The 1,970-nt window shown below is 66.9% G+C and carries 1 protein-coding gene and 1 pseudogene; both read left to right on the top strand.

Annotation, left to right across the window (positions count from 1 at the left end; genetic code table 11):
• Positions 1 to 110: 110 nt before the first annotated feature.
• Positions 111 to 954 (top strand): annotated as a pseudogene (locus NON00_RS24480) (IS5 family transposase).
• Positions 955 to 958: 4 nt separating this feature from the next.
• On the top strand, positions 959 to 1,603 hold the full coding sequence (locus tag NON00_RS24475) for a restriction endonuclease (RefSeq protein ID WP_256025415.1): 645 nt from the start codon (positions 959 to 961) through the stop codon (positions 1,601 to 1,603).
• Positions 1,604 to 1,970: the final 367 nt, after the last annotated feature.

Genomic DNA, 1,970 nt, shown 5'->3' with positions numbered 1-1,970 from the left:
AGAAGACCGCCCGATCATTCCTCGGCATCCTCTGCCTCGCAGCCACCGCAGACTGGATCAAGCTCTAACAGGCCTTACAGCCTGGGGCACTGGCTTTGGGGCATGCTTGGATGTGGACGGACGAAGATCGGAAGAGGCATAGCCAGTCTGGGGTTGGCTTTCCCAGCAACCTGACGGATGAGCAATGGCAGCGGCTGGAGGGCTTGATCCCTGCGGCCAAGCCCGGCGGTCGGCCGCGCAAGACGGACATGCGGGCCGCGATGGACGCGCTGTTCTACCTGCTGCGGACAGGCTGCCCGTGGCGCTATCTGCCGGGCGCACCGTTCCCGCCGCGCTCGACAGTCTACAACATCTTCCGTCAGTTCCAGCGTGAGGGCGTGTGGGAACTTGGGCGGAACTGCTGATGGCGCTGCGCGAAGGGAGCGGGCGTGAAGCCAGCCCCACAGCCGGCATCATCGACAGCCAATCGCTGAAGTCGGCGGAAAAGGGGGCTGCAAAACGCGGGGTGAAGCAGACGCTGTGGGTTACGACGCCGGCAAGAAGGTGAAGGGGCGCAAGCTGCACGCCCTGGTCGACACCTCAGGTTTCCCGCTGCGTGTCGTTGTCCACTCCGCCGCTCTCCAGGATCGCGACGGCGCCGCTCTGGTGCTCAAGAAAATCCGCCAGCGCTTCAGTTGGCTGGAACTGGTCTGGGCCGATGGCGGCTACAATGCCCGCAAGGTGCGCGACGTTGTCGCCAAACAGCCGTGCCTGCGGATGGAGATCGTCAAGCGCTCCGACACCATGAAGGGCTTTGTCCTCCTGCCCCGGCGCCGGGTGGTGGAGCGCACCTTCTCATGGTTCGGCCGAAATCGACGCCTCGCCAAGGACTATGAAGGGCTGGCCTCCACCATCGCCAGTTTCGTCATGCTCGCCGCCATCCAACTCGCCATCCGCCGACTGGCTCGCATGTAGCCTTTTGGGTCAGGCTCTGAGCATCCCGGCCTTCCGCGCCTTCCACCGCGGCGATGATGCCGCCGATGAGGCCCCCTCCCCGCTCGCCACGGCCTCCATCCGGGTGGCGCCGGCCGAGGCTGCGGCCACGCCGGAAGACGCCATCGATGGCGCCTACCGCATCCTGCATGCCTCCCTGCGCGCGGAACTCCTGGAGCGCATCCTCCAGAACGGGCCCGACTTCTTCGAGCAGGTGATCGTCGAGCTGCTGGTGGCCATGGGCTATGGCGGCTCGCGCCGCAACGCTGCCGAGCGTCTCGGGCGGTCGGGCGATGGCGGCGTGGACGGGGTGATCAACGAGGACGTGCTGGGCCTGGACCGCGTCTACATCCAGGCCAAGCGCTATGCGCCCGGCAACACGGTGGGCCGGCCCGAAGTCCAGGCCTTCACGGGCAGCCTGGTGGGGCTGGGCGCCTCCAAGGGGGTCTTTGTCACCACGTCAGGCTTCTCGGCCCAGGCGGCCGAATATGCTGGCCGCATCCCGCAGCGCGTCGTCCTGATCGACGGCCAGCAGCTGGCGGCGCTGATGGTCGAGCATTCCGTGGGGGTGCGGGTCAGCCGCGTCATCGAGGTCAAGCGGCTGGATGAGGATTTCTTCAACGAGGAATAGGCCGGAGCCGGCGTGGCATGAGCATCGCCTGCAAGCCTAACGGCGGCGCCCCTTCCGCCGCTTCGGCGCCGGCTTGGGCTTCCGCGCCGGCGGCGCCAGGCGCAGCGGCTTGGTGGCCGGCATGCCGGCTGCCCCGGCATAGCGCTGCAGCGTCGCGCCGGCGGCCAGATGCGGGTAGGCCTGCGCGCCGACCGCCTAACCCGCATCCTTCACGGGCTGAAGCCGATTCAGGGCAAGCCGCTGAATTTTCTTGAAAGGTCGACAAGACACGCCAGTGCACAGTTTTTCGTAACGAAACCCGCTGTGCGGCCAACCGCCCGCAATCTCGCAAGGGCTGCCCTTGTCGGCGCATCATCCGGGCTAAAAG

The organism is Roseomonas sp. GC11 (assembly GCF_024437745.1).
Classification (GTDB): domain Bacteria; phylum Pseudomonadota; class Alphaproteobacteria; order Acetobacterales; family Acetobacteraceae; genus Pseudoroseomonas.
The sequence above is the reverse complement of the archived record's forward strand: the minus strand, read 5'-3'. Positions and strand labels throughout refer to the sequence as shown.